At 63.5% G+C, this 15,368-nt stretch carries 9 protein-coding genes; 2 read left to right on the forward strand and 7 right to left on the reverse strand.

From position 1 onward, the window contains the following. Positions 1–30 precede the first annotated feature (30 nt). A complete protein-coding gene (locus tag J3D46_RS20025) occupies positions 31–1,167 on the reverse strand; it encodes a PDZ domain-containing protein (protein ID WP_231337957.1) in 1,137 nt (378 codons plus the stop codon). Between the two features lie 210 nt (positions 1,168–1,377). On the opposite strand from J3D46_RS20025, the gene J3D46_RS20030 reads away from it, so the two are divergent. Beyond that, positions 1,378–2,844 carry a zinc-dependent metalloprotease gene (locus J3D46_RS20030; RefSeq protein ID WP_231337956.1) on the forward strand — a complete coding sequence of 489 codons (1,467 nt, stop codon included), beginning with the start codon at positions 1,378–1,380 and terminating at the stop codon, positions 2,842–2,844. 56 nt (positions 2,845–2,900) lie between these two features. Here the strand turns inward: J3D46_RS20030 and J3D46_RS20035 are convergent, their stop codons facing one another. Genes J3D46_RS20035 through nudC form a run of 3 tightly spaced genes read right to left on the reverse strand, consistent with a single transcriptional unit; the run spans position 2,901 to position 6,615 of the window. Next, positions 2,901–3,497: a M48 family metallopeptidase gene (locus tag J3D46_RS20035; RefSeq protein WP_231337955.1), complete on the reverse strand. Its 597-nt coding sequence runs from the start codon at positions 3,495–3,497 to the stop codon at positions 2,901–2,903. Continuing rightward, positions 3,497–5,629 carry an ATP-dependent DNA helicase UvrD2 gene (locus J3D46_RS20040; RefSeq protein ID WP_231337954.1) on the reverse strand — a complete coding sequence of 711 codons (2,133 nt, stop codon included), beginning with the start codon at positions 5,627–5,629 and terminating at the stop codon, positions 3,497–3,499. Before J3D46_RS20040 ends, J3D46_RS20035 begins: the two co-directional genes overlap by 1 nt. Beyond that, complete coding sequence (gene nudC / locus J3D46_RS20045; protein ID WP_231337953.1) at positions 5,626–6,615, reverse strand: NAD(+) diphosphatase; 990 nt, start codon at positions 6,613–6,615, stop codon at positions 5,626–5,628. Before nudC ends, J3D46_RS20040 begins: the two co-directional genes overlap by 4 nt. Positions 6,616–6,786: 171 nt before the next feature. On the opposite strand from nudC, the gene J3D46_RS20050 reads away from it, so the two are divergent. Beyond that, positions 6,787–8,064: a macrolide 2'-phosphotransferase gene (locus J3D46_RS20050; protein WP_231337952.1), complete on the forward strand. Its 1,278-nt coding sequence runs from the start codon at positions 6,787–6,789 to the stop codon at positions 8,062–8,064. Positions 8,065–8,084: 20 nt separating this feature from the next. Here J3D46_RS20050 and J3D46_RS20055 read toward each other — a convergent pair whose 3' ends face one another. Genes J3D46_RS20055 through J3D46_RS20065 form a run of 3 tightly spaced genes read right to left on the reverse strand, consistent with a single transcriptional unit; the run spans position 8,085 to position 15,333 of the window. Further along, positions 8,085–11,597 carry an ATP-dependent DNA helicase gene (locus J3D46_RS20055; protein ID WP_253468597.1) on the reverse strand — a complete coding sequence of 1,171 codons (3,513 nt, stop codon included), beginning with the start codon at positions 11,595–11,597 and terminating at the stop codon, positions 8,085–8,087. Next, positions 11,594–14,920, reverse strand: coding sequence for an ATP-dependent DNA helicase (locus tag J3D46_RS20060; RefSeq protein WP_253468599.1), 3,327 nt, complete (start codon positions 14,918–14,920; stop codon positions 11,594–11,596). The genes J3D46_RS20055 and J3D46_RS20060 overlap by 4 nt, the downstream gene beginning before the upstream one ends. Continuing rightward, entirely contained in the window at positions 14,917–15,333 is a 417-nt protein-coding gene (locus J3D46_RS20065) for an MGMT family protein (RefSeq protein ID WP_159703581.1), read from the reverse strand. The genes J3D46_RS20060 and J3D46_RS20065 overlap by 4 nt, the downstream gene beginning before the upstream one ends. Between the last annotated feature and the right edge of the window lie 35 nt (positions 15,334–15,368).

The following is a 15,368-nucleotide window of genomic DNA, read 5'->3' on the forward strand; positions in this document are numbered from 1 at the left end:
GTGGCGGTGAAGCTAAGTTCCACCGCCAGTCTAGTTGTTTGTGCAGGTGGGAAGGCCCGTCGTGTCTTCTCCGGACCCGAGTCGCTCCACGGCGGAGGTAGCGTCTGCCAGCGTTTCCACTTTGACTACCTGCAGTCCGTCCGGCACATGGCCCACCACGTCGGCGCAATTGGCGGCCGGCGCGAGGAACATAGTGGCCCCCTGCTGCCGGGCTCCGATCATCTTCTGGGCAATGCCACCGATGGGTCCCACGGCGCCATCGGCAGTGATGGTGCCCGTACCTGCCACGTGTTTGCCGCCCGTCAGGTCCCCCGGTGTGAGGTTATCGATAATGCCCAGGGCGAACATCATTCCGGCGCTGGGCCCTCCCACGTTCTCCAAGGAAATACTGACGTCGAATGGAAAGATGAAATCACTGGCCAGGAGCACACCCAGAACATAGCGGTCAGCCGCATTCCTGGTGGGAGTGATTGTTGCCGTCACTGGAGTACCGTTCCTTTCCACGACGACGGCGACCGGCGCGCCGGCTCCCGCGGCCAGCTCAGCCTGGATCACGCTCATGGAGGTAATGGCCTTGCCGTTAATGGACTTCAGGAGATCGCCTTGCTGAATTTTCCCAGCCGAAGGTGATGCTTCCGAGAGACCAGCGACGTTCAGCTTTTGCTCGAACGGGATGTCCAGCTCGCGCAATGCGGCAGCAAAGGCGTTCTCCTGGGACGTCTCCATGGCAATCTCGCCCTCTTGCACAGTCTGCTCAGCAGTAGTGCCTTTGGGGTAGATGAGCTCCTCCGGATAAATGGCCTTTGAGCTGTCCAGCCAGGCCCGGAAGACATCGAAAATGGTCGCCGGGCTCTTCGGGCCGCCGGTCATGACGACGGTGGTCAGATCCAGGTTGCCATTGGCAGGGAAGGACTCACGGCCCGAAATGCTGATGACCGGTTTATCGCCGTCCTTGCCCAAGGTATTGAAGGTGGGCCCGGCCGACTCGATAACGTATGGAACCGGCAACGCTGCAGCACCAATGCCGAGGCCCAGGGCCAGCAAGCCTGAGATCACCATGATCATGTACCTGGTGTCGCGGGGAGGTGCCGGAGGCACTGAGGAGGAATCGGCGTCGGGTGTTTGACGCGGGTCCAATGAGCCCTCGGGGCTGGGCGAAGTAAGCATTGAGGCCTCTCTATGCCGGCACTGCTTGACCGGTTCCATGGCTTCTGCCACCGAAGACAACGGCGGCACATACCAAGCATCAACACTACGCGGTCCAACGTTGCGGCACTGCTTTGCCTACAGCGAACGGCGCCGTATCCGGGCAGACAGCATACCGGCTGCGGGGTACGGTGAAAGAGATCACCAGCCAGTTCGACGATCGGCGGCACCATGACATCCAACCCCAACAACCCGTCCAACGAAGACGACGACACCCCCAAGGATCCCCTGGCAGAAATGCTGCAGAACCTGATGGGTGGCCAGGGCATGGGCAGCATCGATCCCGCCGAGCTGGCCAAGGCCGCAGGCCTGCCCAACGATCCCCAGCTGCTCCAGCAAATGTTCGCGCAGGTCCAGGCCATGATGAGCTCGACCTCCGAAGGCCCTGTGAACTGGCAGCTCGCCCACGAAAATGCGCGGCGCGTTGCAGCGACCGGCAGCGATCCCTCCGTCAACGCCATGCAGGCCAAAGAGATCGACGAAGCTCTCAGGCTCGCCGAACTTTGGCTTGACCCCGTGACTGATCTCTCGGCAACAGGCCTCATCGGCCGCGCATGGTCCCGGGCCGAGTGGGTTGAAGCGACACTTGGCACCTGGAAGCGACTCACCGAACCCGTGGCGAACAGCGTCGCCAATGCCTTGTCCAACGCGCTCACCCAGCAGCTGCCCGAGGAAATGAAGTCCATGATGGGCGGCGCCTCGTCCATGCTGCAAAACATGGGCGGCGCCATCTTTGGTATGCAACTGGGTCAGGCAATCGGCGCGCTCTCGGCAGAGGTTGTCAGCTCCACCGACATCGGCGTCCCGTTGGCAGATCTTGAAATGGCACTGCTGCCGGCCAATGTGGCCAAGTTCGGCGAAGGCCTCAGCCTCCCCGAGAACGACGTCCGGCTCTTCCTCGCCGTTCGTGAAGCAGCCCATGCCCGCCTGTTCGTCCAAGTACCGTGGTTGCGCGGACACCTGCTGGGTGCCATTGAGGCATACGCCCGCGGCATCCACATCGACATGTCCCGCATAGAAGACCTGGCCAGGGATCTTGATCCCAGCAACCCCGAGGGAATCCAGGAAGCACTCTCGCAGGGCGTCTTCACCCCGGAACGCACCCCGGTTCAGACAGCTGCACTGGAGAAGCTCGAAACAGCACTGGCGCTTGTTGAAGGCTGGGTGGACGAACTCACAGCTGAGGCTACCGACAAGGTCCTGCCCTCTGCGACCGCCCTCCGCGAAACCGTACGGCGTCGTCGGGCCACTGGCGGACCTGCCGAGCACGCTTTCTCGTCCCTTGTCGGTCTGGAACTGCGTCCGCGCAGGCTCCGGGAGGCTGCCACACTGTGGGCAACCCTGAAGGAAGAACGCGGCATCGCCGGTCGCGATGCGATCTGGCACCACCCGGACCTGCTGCCAACCGGTGAAGACCTTGACGATCCCAAGGGGTTCTCCGAACGCCGGAGGCTTGCCGAGGCCAGTGACAGCGAAGTTGATGATGCCCTGCAGAAGCTGTTGAGCGGCGGTTACGATGCTGAAGAAGCCCAGGACAGCACTTCAGAAAAGTCCGATACACAAGGCGATCCCGCCGGGAACGGCCCCGGCAACGAAACTGAAACGGACGACACCGATCCGGAATCCCCAGCCAAATAAGTCCTCGTAAGCAACGGCCGCCATTCCATTGGCGGCCGTTGCTTCGTTAAGCTGCGTTAAGTCGTCGAGTCCGAATCTGCCGGGAGGCCCCTGGCCGTAGCAAAGGCAACGCCCTCCAGGAAGGCCTTCGCACGCTGGGTCTCTGGGTAGGCCTCAACGAGCCGCCAGAAGTCGGCGTTGTGCCCAGCCACCAGTAAGTGCGCGAGCTCGTGCACCAGGACGTAGTCGATGACCCACTGGGGCATGGCCTGAAGCTTGTTCGAGAGCCTGATCGTGCCATCCGCCGGAGTAGCCGAACCCCAGCGCGAGTTCTGGTTGCTGACCCAACGTACCGACGTCGGAACTGCCCGGCCGCCCAAGTACGTCCGGGAGAGGTGGGCGGCGTGCTCAGCCAGTACTTCATCGGTGGCCGGACGGCGCTTGCCCCGGCCGGATCTTTGCTCGCCCTGTTTCTTCAACTTGGCCAGCATCCGGTGGACCCATTCCCGTTCCTGGGATGTGGTGAAGGTGGCCGGGATGGCCACAACGGCCTTGCCGTCTTCCCAAAAGGCTGCAACAGTCCTGCGCCGTCTGACCGAACGACGCACCACTACCGGAGCACCGTCGTCGGTGACCAGTGGAATCTCTGCCGACCCGGCCGGTGGGCGGGGCATCAGAGTTCGCTGCTCTCAGTCAGGACGGCCAGGACTGCTTCGCCATAGCGTTCAAGCTTGGACGGTCCAATTCCGGCAAGGCCGGCCAGTTCTTCAAGGGAGGACGGTTTGGCCTCTGCGATCGCCGTGAGGGTGGCGTCCGTGAAGACGACGTACGCCGGGACATCGGCGGACTTCGCTTCATCCTTGCGCCACTGCCTCAACGCATCGAAAGTTTGTTCCTCGTATGAAGGCGGGCACTGGTTACAGCGCCCGACCTTGCGTTCGGCTCCGCTGGCGAGCATACTCCCGCACACCCTGCATGACGCCGGAACAGCCGCCTTACGGCGCGTGGGACCTGTCTTGCTGCGGGCGCTGGCCGACGCCACCGAATTAGGGCGAAGTCCGTCAAGGAACCGTGAGGGTTTGCGGTTGGCGCGGCCACCCGGCGTCCGGGCCGTGGACCAAGACAAAGTGAGGTGCTCCCGTGCCCGGGTAATCCCGACGTAGAGCAACCGGCGTTCCTCATCCACGTCCTCAGGAGTGTCCGCAAAGGAAATGGGCATAAGGCCTTCGCTGAGGCCCACGAGGAACACCGCATCCCATTCCAGGCCCTTGGCAGCGTGGAGGGACGCCAAGGTCACGCCCTGGACCGTGGGTGCATGCTGCGCCACCGAGCGTTCCTGGAGTTCATTGACGAATTCGGCCAACGTGAAGGACTCGCCGCGGCTGATGGCTAGTTCGTCCGCCAACGCGACCAAGGCAGCCAATGATTCCCAACGCTCCCGGAGGGCTCCCCCGCTGTGCGGTGCGGCATCCGTGTAGCCAAGCGACGCAACGATGTCACGAACAATCTGTCCCAGTGCTTCCTGGGGCCCCTCGGCCACTGCCCGCGTTGCGGCCCTCAGTTGGAGGATGGCGTCGCGGACTTCCTTGCGGGCGAAGAACCGCTCGCCTCCCCGCAACTGGTAGCCGATGCCCGCTGAAGCAAGGGCTTGCTCGTAGGCCTCCGACTGGCCATTCGTGCGGAAAAGGATTGCGATCTCACTGGCTTTGACTCCGGTGTTGAGCAGTTCCTGGATCCGGCCTGCCACCACGGCGGCCTCGGCTTCGTCATCCGGGCATTCCATGAACCGCGGTTCCGGACCGGCTGGCCGCTGCGCGACGAGCTTGAGCGGCGGCGCCCATGCGGCATCCGCCACCGGTCCACCGCTTCGACGGGAACCGAGGAGGTCATTGGCCAACTTCACCACTTGCGGTGTGGACCGGTAGTCGCGAATGAGCTTGACGACGGTTGCCCCAGGGAATTGTGCCTTGAAGCCGAGCAGGTGCTTGGGTGAGGCGCCGGTGAAGGAGTAGATCGTTTGGCTGGCATCGCCCACCACACACAGCTCGTCCCTGCCGCCGAGCCATAAATCCAGGAGCCGCTGTTGCAGCGGCGATACGTCTTGGTACTCGTCCACCACAAAGTGACGGTACTGTTCACGGACGGTTGCGGCGACTTTCGGATCCTCCTGGAGAATACCCACCGTGATCAGGAGGACGTCTTCGAAGTCGATGACGTTGCGATCTGTCTTGATGTCCTCATATGCCTGGAAGACCCTGGACACAGCCGTCAGGTCAAAGCCACCAGGCGTTCCCCGGTCCTGGGCGTTCTCGAGGTAGTTGGCCGGCGTGAGCATGGACACCTTGGCCCATTCAATTTCGGCAGCCAGGTCCCTGATGGTCGCCCGATCAGTACTGAGCCGGAGCCTGCGGGATGCTTCTGCGATCATGTTGGCTTTATGGTCCAACAGATTCGGCAAGGTACCGCCGATGGCCTGCGGCCAGAAGAACTGCAGCTGCCTCAGGGCAGCGGCATGGAAGGTACGGGCCTGCACGTTGGCCACCCCGAGGTCGCGAAGCCGACTGCGCATCTCGGCCGCCGCCCGCGCCGTAAATGTCACCGCCAGCAGGCGCTGCGGGCTGTAAACGCCGGAATGGACTCCGTAGGCAATGCGGTGGGTAATGGCACGCGTCTTTCCAGTGCCGGCCCCGGCGAGTACGCACATCGGCCCCGTCAGGGTACTGGCTACTTCCCGCTGTTCTTCATCCAAGCCGCCGAGGATGCGTTCCTCAAGTGAACCGCCGGCGTCGAAAATGTCTTCGGTCACGGCTGTAGGTCTTCGATGACGCCGCCGTACCAATGTTCAATCAGTGAACGAGCAATGGACAGGCGAGTCGAGATGGTGATCTCGCCGTTGGAGACGGCGTCCTGGAGCTCTTCGCGGCTGAACCAGCGCGCCCTGGTGACTTCAACGCCATCCGGCCTGGCAACAGTGTCTTCCGTGACGGCGGTGAAGCCCAACATCAGTGAGGCAGGGAACGGCCAGGATTGCGAACCGAGATACTGGCAAGCCGTTACACGGACGCCTACTTCTTCCCCGATTTCACGCACAACGGCCTGCTCCAGCGATTCACCGGGCTCAACAAAGCCGGCGAGCGTGGAATAGTTCCTGGCGTCTGTAGGACCACCGCCACCAAGAAGGATGCGGCCGTCAGGTCCAACAACCGTGACGATAATTGCAGGGTCGGTTCGCGGATAGTGCTCCGAATTGTCCCGGGGACAACGGCGCACCCAGCCCCCGGCCTCGACGTCGGTGGGATTTCCGCACTGAGGGCAGTGAGTGTGCGTGGCGTGCCAGTTGGAGATTGCGCTGGCCTCGATGAACAAGGCGGTGTCATTGGCGTCCAAACGCGCAGCGACGTCCCGGAAGCCGGCCCATTGGGCGTCCGCAGGTACCGTGGCAGTGCCCGGCGCGGGAGGTTCAGCAACCGTGAAAAGCAGAACGGACGTGCCTTCCGCCAAGGAGGAAGGTCCCAGAGTGGTGCCCAGATAAATGGCCGCGGCAGCACCGCCGTCGGCTCCGTTGAGGACGTTCCACAGCGGTGTGGCATCCCCGAACCAGAGCCCATCGGCAGTCACCAGCGCCTTGCGCTGGGAGATCACCATGGCCTTTGCCGTGCCGGACGCGATGAGATCTTCAACCATGCCGGGCTTCATCCGCACCCCGGAGCCGCGATCCACCATGGCAGGGCGCACTGGAAGAACAGTGTCCATCAGGTGGTTGGCCAGCGCCCGCGACTCCGTATAACTCATGTATCTACCGTACTGATTCGTACCGACAAAAAACATTTGGAAGGTCCCCGCCCTGTGGATGCGTCCATACCGGACTGCCGGGGAGGCACAATTGCCCTGTTTTGCTGCGGATCTGAAGACTCGCCGCACTGCATCATGGCCACAGGCCACACTCAATCTACCGTGGAGAACGTGAGAAGAACACCGCTCGAACTGGCCGCCATAGCAACCGCGGCGGTGCCTGGCCTGGCGCCGACGGCTACAGCCTTTTCCCCCGACGACGACGCCGATTTCGACTCGGCGCTGCTGCTCGACTCGGAAGGCAAACGCTGGCGCGTCCGTTGCCCACGCCATCCGGAAGCCAGCACGCGGCTGGAGACCGAGTTCATGGTGCTGCGTGCTTTTGCGCCGGCCATCCGTGCCGAGCTGCCCTTCCACGTGCCAACCATCGCCGGCACCGTGCGTCAAGGCGTCCTCACCACGTTCGTATACGCCCACCTGCAGGGCTCGACGCTGTCCATAGATGAACTTTCCGCAGGCAGCCTCGCCCTGGCCCAGGAGATCGGGGCAGCCCTGGCAGCCATTCACGACCTCCCGTTGACCCTCGTGACCAACGCGGACCTGCCGAGTTACTCTGCCAATGAGTTCCGGCAGCGCAAGCTCAATGAACTGGACCAAGCGGCAACCACCGGGAAGATTCCGGCCACTCTCCTTCGCCGTTGGGAACACGCCCTCGAAGACGTTGCCCTCTGGCGGTTCAATACATCAGTGGTCCACGGAGACCTCCATGAAGACAACCTCATGGTGCAGGACGACTCCGTAACTGCCTTGACGGGGTGGACCGACCTCAGGATTGGTGACCCTGCCGACGACTTCGCGTGGCTGGTTGCGTCCAATGAAGCCACGTTCGTTGATGCCGTCCTGACCCATTACACCCAGGCACGCCGGGAGACCCCGGATGGCCACCTGCTCCGTCGTGCAGCGCTGCTGGCAGAATTCGCCCTCGCCCAGTACCTGGTCAAGGCCATGGCGGCCGGACACCAGAGCATGACCGCCGAAGCTGAGTCCATGCTCCAAACACTGGCCGATGACATCGAGGAGCAGGCCCGACGCGAAGAAGAAGCAGCGCAAGCGGCTGAGGAAGAGGCCGCTGTGTTGCAGGCACCTGAAACTCCGGCCGGCCAGCAGCTTCCCGTCAGCGTCGCGGCAATTCCCGACGCCGGTCCAACCGTTACGGTAGCGGCCATACCGGCCGCTTCGGCGACTGTTGCAGGGCCTCCCGGGCAGTCTCATCCGCCCGTCCCAGAGGGAAGCGGTGAACCGGTATCAGCCGTAGACACCGGGGAGGCTGAAAGGTCTGTGCCCTCGGAGGACAGCGATTCCGCTGACTCGGCAGACCCGGATGACACGTCAACGGCTGCGATCAGCGTGGTCAATGTGACACCGCTCCACCCGGCCGAGAGGTCCTAGCACTACCAGCGGTCCAGCCCCTAGCCGGCGCTTTCCAAAGCCCTCGCCACGATCTGCTCCAGTTCCTCGGCACTGCCCAGATCGTGCGGCCGCACCACTGAGTCCTCCGCCACGTAGTAAAACGCAGCGCTGACGTCTTCAAGGGGCACGCCCTTGAGCCGGGCCCAAGCGAGCCGGTAAACAGCCAGCTGCACCGCCCGTGTCGCCAACTGCTGACCCGCGGGGCGTCGTCCGGTCTTCCAGTCGATGAGCTGCCAACGTCCATCGGCGTCACGGAACACTGCATCTATGCGTCCACGGACTACGACATCCCCGATCCGGGTTTCCACGGGCACTTCGACAAATGCGGGCGCGCGCTGTGCCCACTCGGACTGCTTGAAGGCCGCCACCATGTCATCCAAGCCGTATGCCTCGTCGATGTGGGAGTCCGAGCCTGGCGCCTCATCGAGGTCGAGCATGCCGGTGGTCCCGAAGTACTCCTCAACCCACGCATGGAAGGCCGTACCTTTGCGGGCTGAAATGCCAGGTTCGCGGGGAACAGGCCTGCGGAGTTGGGTGAGGACGGCAGCCGGGTCAGCACCGAGGTCCACGAAAAGCGAGGCCGAAATATGGCTCGGCAGGTGAACATCCTGCACTGACTTACGTTGCTGTTGGCGGTCCAGCAGTAGTTCTGCCTCCTGGGACCATTTACGGGCAGGGCCACCGGGCTCCGGGGAGGGTGCCTGGCCGACGGCATCATCGATGTATGCACGGACCCTTGCCGCCGCCTGGTCCATGGCCAGCCTGCGCCCGGGGACCAACCTGAGGCGGGCGCCGCTCCGGGGATCGGAAGGGCCTTCGAGGGGATCATACGGGAAGCCGGCGACCTCAAGCACTGCGGTCAGCGGGCTCTCTTCCGGGAGTGCATCCTCGGCTACGGATTCCGGGTGGACCACTGCGCAGCCGGGCGTGAGGGGGCGGCTTGAACCGGCTTCGGGGTCGACTCCGGCAAGCGGGGCCAACTCGGAGAGGAAGGCAGAGATACCGGCCATCCCCGAGCGGGAGCCGTTCCAGGCGGCGCTGGAGGCCCACAAGACGAATTTCGCCCGAGTGTAGGCGACATAGGCGAGCCTCCGTTCCTCGGCCTCGCCATGATGCTGGACTTCGGACTTGAAATCCTTCTCCGCGTCCAGCCACCCCTTTTGGTCAGGCTGGTCGAGGTCCCACTGGGGGAGGTCTGCGCGGTCACCCCGCAAAGGCCAAGGCAACGCAGCAGCTCCGCTGCTCCATCGCGAATCCCTGCTGCTGGGGAACGAACCTTCGTTGAGGCCGGGGACGAAGACAACATCCCATTCCAAGCCCTTGGAGGCATGCACCGTGAGCAACTGCACGGCCTCCCGATTGGTTTCGACGGGGGCAACGTCCAGGCCGCCCTCCTCGGAGGCCGCAGCCTCAAGCCATGACAAGAATGCCAAGAGATCGATGCGCTGGGACGTCTGAAGGAATCCGGCCGCGGCATCTTGGAAGGCGTCAAGGTTCCGGCGCGCCTGGTGAATGCTGATTCCAGGCTTGGCCGCTACTTCAATGTCCAGGAGCATGGCACGTTCGACCTCCCCGAGGAGCGTCGTGAGGTCGTCTCCGATGTAGCTCCTCAGGGAACGAAGTTCCGACGCAAGTCTGCTCAGCCGCTCCATGGCGGCGGCACTCAGGCTCCTCCCGTGCCCGGACGTCCAGCCCGGACGAGGGAGGAAGTCCAAGGCTTCCACGAGGCTGGCGGTATCCGTGATGTCGCTCTCGACCACTACCGCGGCCGGTTGCTCGTTGTCATCTGTGGTTTCGGAGTAGCCGTCCGGAGCTGAACGCCGACGGGCAAGGAAGCGGGACCAGTCGCTGAACGCCATCAAGTCTGCCGGGCCAATCCGCCAACGGGCTCCGGCCAGCAGCCTCATCAAGGCATCGGACCGCCCGGGATCGGCGAGGACACGCAGGGTGGCCACCAGGTCCACAATCTCCGGCGTGTCCAGCAAACCACCAAGTCCCACGATCTCATAGGCAATTCCCTGCAGCTCAAACTCCCGGCGAAGACACTCCATCTGCGCGCGCCTGCGGCACAGGACCGCCATGGTTGGCTTGACCGGCGTCCCGTCCTTCTCTTGCTCGAAGACGGTGCGCTGATAGCGGCGGACATCGCGGGCTACGACAGCGGCCTCATTCTCATCCGTACCAAAACGGCCGATCACGACGCTTCCGTCGACCGCCGCCGGGCTCGGAACCAACGGAGGCACAGAAACGCTGCCGGCTGTCCCCCTCTCCCCCGCAGGGCCATCCGATGCTGCGGCTTTGTTCAAGGGCGCTGCGATGGTGTTGGCAGCTTCAAGAATGTGCCGACCGTTCCGCCAGGCTGTAGTCAGGTACGACGTTGGAGCCACGGAATAGGCCTCATCATCCCCTGTCGCGTCCATGTTCCTGACGGGGAACTCCTGGACAAAATGGAAGAGCTGTCCGGCCGAAGCACCGCGGAACCCATAAATCGACTGGTTGGGATCTCCCACCGCGGTGACGGCGTGTCCTCGGCCGAAGAGCCGCGAAAAGAGAACCAGCTGGGCATGGGATGTGTCCTGGAATTCGTCCAGGAGCACCACTTTGTAGCGGGCCCTCTCCGTTGACGCCGCGAGGGGAATGTCACTGGCAATCCGGGCAGCGAGAGCCACGAGGTCGCCGAAATCGAGGACTCCGCGTTGCCGCTTTGCCTCTTGGTAGCGAACCACCATGTCTGCCACGCTGGCGCGGGTTCGGAGCATGGCTGCCAGATCTGCAGCAGCCTGGGTCGGGTTCTTCTTTGCACCGGCCACGTAGGGAAGCTGGCCAAAGGTCTCGACGCGTTCAAGGACCCAGTCCCGCACGGAAGCAGGATCCTGCAGGTGTTCGGCGCACTCCCCGGCAAGTTGAATGACGGCATTGACGAGGGTGGACTTGGCCGCGGTGAAGTGCTCATAGTCGCCGTCGTACGCCTCGACTACTTCGCTGGCCAGCTGCCAGGATTGTGCCCCACCCAACAGGACGACGTCGCGCTCGATGCCCAACCGCAGACCATAATCAGACACTATGCCGCTGGCGTAGGAGTGGTAGGTGGAGACCTTGGGTTCAAGGTCGTCAGCACCCACGAGTCCGTCGGGGAACCCGATGCTGCCGTCATCCTGCGCTGCAATTCGCTGGAGAGTGGCCAGCTTGTTCCGGATCCGGCTGGCCAGTTCTCCTGCAGCCTTGCGCGTGAAGGTCACACCAAGTACTTCCTCCGGACGTACCCAGCCATTGGCTACGAGCCACACCACCCGGTCTGCCATGGTGGCGGTCTTCCCCGAACCGGCACCGGCAATCACCAAACGCGGTGACAGCGAGGAAGCGATAATGTCCGACTGTTCGGGGGTGGGATGGTTCTTTTCGCCAAGGATGTCAGCAAGGTCGGAGGGTGAAAAGCGGGGCTCCGGAACATCTGCCTCGCCCTGAGTGCCGGATGGAGCGGCGGCAAGGCCGTCCAGGAGCTCAGTTGTCATTCGGTGACCTGCTTTCCTCTGGCGCACAGTGGACAAATATCCGGGAGACGGCAGCCATGGCCGCCATGCCCCCCTTTGCTGGGATCATGCCGGGCTTCGAACGTTGCTCCGGCCATCAGCGCAGCAGCCTCGTTGACCAGGTTCTCCGCCCAATTGTCGGAAGGGTCCAACGGATCCTGCTGCTGCACTCCCGGACTCTTGGTCTTGGTCCCTAGCTGGGCCAGTACGGCACCCCCGGGGACAACGCCGTTCGGGGTCCCGGCGAGGGGACCGGCGTCGGCCGTTGGTTTATCGGTTCCCGCATCCTGGAAGCCGCCCTTGAGCACGGCCGCCTGATAGGCGCCCAGTTGCGGGTGCTTGGCAACCTCGGCCTTCCCCGGTTGGCGCTTGCCGGTCTTGAGGTCCACGATGACGAGCCTGCCCTCGGGATCGATCTCAAGGCGGTCCACCTGGCCACGGAGGACCGCGCGCCGGGTGGACTCCCCGTCACTTCCATCCGGGGTGGCCGCCTCCACACGGACATCAGGAAGCTGGACTTCAAAGTCGTGCTCTACCGCCAGCAGGCTTCTTCCGTCACCGCGCATGATGAGAACGTACTGGGCCAACTTGCGGACCATCTGCTCCGCGCGTTGGAAGTCAAGCCTCCCTTCCCAGTTGTCCTTCATACCCAATGTGGGCCATCGGCGGACAAGTTCCGCGACGTACTCCGACCCCGAAGCGTCGGGAAATTCCTGGGCAATACTGTGGACCAGCGTTCCCAGGCTCCGTGCAAAATCTGTGGCAGCCTCACCTCCAGCGGCCTGGACAAACCAGTCCAGCGGCGACTTATGGACGGCTTCAACCTTGGAAGGTGAGACCGGGACCGTTCCGCCAGGAGGAACAACTGGCTCCACGGAACTCAAGGGCGCCAAGCCCCACCAAGTGTCCGGGTGGGCGCCGGGAACAGGCGGTTCCGTACTTGCGAGCCGGGCCAGCAACCGCGCCGCCTCGTGCCCGGCGCCCGTGCCGGAGTCTTCGGACTGGGCATGTTGCCTCAGTTCCGCGACAAGTGCCCGAAGGGTCATAGGGCGGTCCACGGGCGTGTACTCGCGCCTGTACTCGCCGGAATCCAGTGGTGCCACATAATCCAGGAAGGCGGAGGGTTGCTCATCGTCGGACGAAACGGCCGTACAAATCAGGACCTCACGGGCACGCGACACGGCGGTCGAAAAACTCCTGAGTTCGTCATACCGGATATCCCGGAGCCTGCTCAGAGGTCCACGACGAACGGCATAATCCACTCCATGCTCCACGGCGTCGGCATACAGCGTGCTCCCCAAAAGCTCACCACGTAGACGGGTGTTGGGCCACACACCCTCTTGGAGGCCGGCAACGATCACCACCGGCCATTCCCGGCCCGCTGCACTGGCCGGAGTCATGATCTCCACGCAGGCCTCGAGCTGGGCCCGTGCGGCGAGGGTGTCCATGGGGAGTTCCTGGTTCAACAGATACTCCAGGAACTGTTCAGGACCGGATCCGGGCAACTGGTCGACGAAGCGTTCGGCTGTATGGAACAGGGCCATCATGGCGTCGAGGTCACGATCCGCCCTTGCGCCGGCGTTGCCTCCCTCAAGTGCCATTTCAGCCCACCGGGACGACAATCCGGTGGCTTGCCATAAGGCCCACAGAACAGACTCGGCATTTGCCCCGGGCTCAGCCGCAGCCCCGGATCCAGCCGCTATCATGCGGGCCAGCCGGCGGGCCGAGCTCCCCTCTATTCCCAGCGACGCCAGGGCTCCGGGTTGAAGCAGGGCCTCCACCAGGAGGGCGTCGCTGGATCGGCCACCTCCGCCCAGAAGTTCCTCGCGGCGGAGCGATTGCCTGAGCCTGCGCAATTCGATGGCAGTAGCCCCGCCGACACGCGATGTAAGGAGGGAAACTGCCGTTTCGGGAGTCAACTTAGCTGGGTCCAGGACTATCGCAAAGGTCTCCAACAGGGGACGTACGGCTACTTCGTCGCGGACGGCTGAGTCTGCCACCGGAACGCGTACCGGGATTCCCTGGCCGCTCAGGTACCGCTGCAGCTGCGAGATCTGTCCGCCGTTGCGAACTATCACCGCGATATCGCTGAAGTCCCGGTGTTCCCGTAACTGCGCTTCCAGAATCCTCTGGGCAACGTACCGCATCTCGTGGACGGCGGACGGAAGCACATGCCCCTCCACGCGGCCTTCGCCGGCCGACGCGGGCTCCGCCATTGGTGGTTGCTCCAGCCTCCGGGCCAATTGACCACCGGAACGCTGCGAAATTCGAGCTGCGACACGCGTCCATGCTTCGGCTACCTCGGGCAGGTGACGGTGCGTAACCCACAGCGGACATTCTTGAACTGCCTGCTGCAGGCCTCCCAACAGGGCAGGCAGCTCAGCAACAAGGTCCGGACGTGCACCACGGAAACCCTGCACGACAGTATCCGGGGAGTACGTCACCACAACGTCCTTGGCCTCCGATATGTCGGCGAGCAGCTCAAACACGGCAGGATTGGACTCCTGGGCATCGTCCACCAAAATGAGCTGGAGGCGTTCGCGTTCGGCGGCCAGGAAGGCCGGCGAATCCTGGAAGATCTGCCGCGCCGTGGTGATGATTCCCGCGGGGTCGAAGGCCTCTGGCATGCGCAGGTCCAACACATCCCTGTATTCGCTGTAAAGCTCGGCCGCGGCGATCCAATCGGGACGTCCGCATTCATGGGCAAGACCGAGCAGATCCTCCGCCGTACGGCCCGATTCAATGATGCGGTCGAACAGCTGACGGATCTCGTGGCGGAAGCCGCGGGTGGGAAGTGCCGCCGCGAGGTCCTCCGGCCAAGGCAACTGGAAACCGGGCCGCGAGTGCCCCTCGAGCAACTCCTTGATGATCAGGTCCTGCTCCGGTCCGGACAGAAGCTTCGGGGGCCTGGCAAGGGGCAGGACGCCTTCGGCTTTCGCCCGCCGGATGACATCGAAAGCGTACGACGCCCAGGTGCGTGCCGGCGTCGTACTAAGGCTGCGGTCAAGCCGCCCCGTAAAAGTATCCCGCAAGGCTGCGGCAGCATGCCGTCCGGGCGCGAGGATCAGTATCCGTTCGGCGTCCAGTCCATCCTCACGAACGCGTCGGACCGCGGATTCGACGAGCACTGTGGACTTACCGGTTCCCGGGCCCCCGGGCACCAGGACCGGACCGCTCCCCTGTCGGAGGGAAACGACTGCTTCTTGGTCCGGGGACAAACCGGGCGACGCGTAGTGGGTTTCGCGCGGAGGCAGCAGACGAAGAGCTGCCGGTACTTGGCGGGTTTTGGTTGGAGTCGCGGTCACACAGTCATTTCATCATCGGGCACCGACAATTTATGGAGTTGACGCTCCAACTGGTCGGAGATCACATCCAGTTGATCAAAGTCGGCGTCCGTAGGCGCCCAACGCGCCGCTGTCAGGTCCACCCGCCAGCGACCTTCGCCCGTTCTCTGGAATGCTTCGTAAGCACCGTGGAGGGGTGTCGATTCATCCAGGTAGTGCCGAAGGGCGTCAGCTTCGTGGCCCGGGGGCGCCTCCCCGCTTGCCCGAAGCACCCTCCACCAAGCCACCGAACTGCCATAGTGGCTCATGACCGCGCCAACTTGCCTGGGTCCACCGGCTCCCAGGAGCTCCGCGACGTCACCATAGGAGACCGCAGAACCCGACGGAACGAGGTCCACAACGGCCAGGACCGCCGTTACATACTCCATCCGCATGTGTTCAGCGTAACGGCAGGAGTGTCGTGCCCAAT

It is taken from the genome of Paenarthrobacter sp. A20 (assembly GCF_024168825.1).
Classification (GTDB): Bacteria; Actinomycetota; Actinomycetes; order Actinomycetales; family Micrococcaceae; genus Arthrobacter.

Bases quoted from the DNA above. Each gene is read 5' to 3' on its own strand.
- nudC (WP_231337953.1), bottom strand. From the start codon at position 6,615: ATGAGTTATACGGAGTCGCGGGCGCTGGCCAACCACCTGATGGACACT.
- J3D46_RS20055 (WP_253468597.1), bottom strand. From the start codon at position 11,597: ATGACAACTGAGCTCCTGGACGGCCTTGCCGCCGCTCCATCCGGCACT.
- J3D46_RS20030 (WP_231337956.1), top strand. From the start codon at position 1,378: ATGACATCCAACCCCAACAACCCGTCCAACGAAGACGACGACACCCCC.
- J3D46_RS20035 (WP_231337955.1), bottom strand. From the start codon at position 3,497: ATGCCCCGCCCACCGGCCGGGTCGGCAGAGATTCCACTGGTCACCGAC.
- J3D46_RS20025 (WP_231337957.1), bottom strand. From the start codon at position 1,167: ATGCTTACTTCGCCCAGCCCCGAGGGCTCATTGGACCCGCGTCAAACA.
- J3D46_RS20065 (WP_159703581.1), bottom strand. From the start codon at position 15,333: ATGCGGATGGAGTATGTAACGGCGGTCCTGGCCGTTGTGGACCTCGTT.